We start from the raw sequence: 929 nt of genomic DNA, 5'->3' as shown, positions 1-929 counted from the left end.
TGCTCTGTTGAAGAGCGATCTTATCAGCCGATATCACCGGTTTAGAAGGGTAAAGCCGAGGAGATCGAACCTACCATGGAGATCGACATCCTCGACTTCATTGAGCAGTGTCGTGACCTAGCTAAACAAGCGTTAGGGAAGCACGCGGGCGAGCCCGCCAGCGGCGGGTTCGCCCGCTGGGTTCACGTCGTCTTACACTGTTTTCGGGTCGAAGACGAGCGCAGCTACCGTGAAACGCCGAATCGGCTGAAGTACATGGCCGAGGTTCGTGACGCTCTCGACTTAGATCAGGACGATCTCCCCGATCATACGACGATCTACAAGTCGTTTGATCGGCTGAAAATGTGGGTGTGGCGGGCGCTGCTGCGCGTTTCCGCGCAGCAGCACCCGCAGTCTGGTCACGCTGCGCTCGACAGCACGTTTTTCGACCGCCGACGTGCGTCATCGTACTTCCGCCAGCGGGCAGGACGGACGATACAGACGCTCAAAGCGACGACATTGACTGATGTGGAATCACTTGCTGTTCTTGATGTTCACATCGCAGCACGGTGGAAGCATGACACGAAGACCGGACCGCAGGTCGTCCGCCGAAATGCGGACGACCTGCAGTCCGTCGCCGCCGATAACGGCTTCCAAGACTGGCATACCGAGTACGAAATCGCCGCACATGACGTTGAGTACCTCGTTCACTACCGTGGTTCGTCAGCGAAAGCAGCTGCGAACAACGCGCTCAACCGAGCAAACGGCTACTCTCAGCGGTGGATGGCCGAAACATCCTACTCGACAACAAAGCGCTCGCTCGGCGATGCCGTGCGAGCGCTGAGCTGGTATCGACAGTTCCGTGAAATTGTCCTAATGTTCGCCATTACTAACATAGAACCACTGTGTGAGCCGCTGTAACTGTGACTCAACGTCTATTCAACAGAGCA

Annotated in this window: 1 protein-coding gene; it reads left to right on the top strand. The window is 56.6% G+C overall.

Annotated features, from left to right (window positions below; genetic code table 11):
- Positions 1 to 75: 75 nt before the first annotated feature.
- On the top strand, positions 76 to 900 hold the full coding sequence (locus BN903_RS06310; protein WP_048076920.1) for an IS5 family transposase: 825 nt from the start codon (positions 76 to 78) through the stop codon (positions 898 to 900).
- Positions 901 to 929 lie beyond the last annotated feature (29 nt).

The sequence above is a fragment of the Halorubrum sp. AJ67 genome (genome assembly GCF_000513435.1).
Note: the sequence above shows the minus strand (reverse complement) of the source record. Positions and strands in the feature narration are given on the sequence as shown.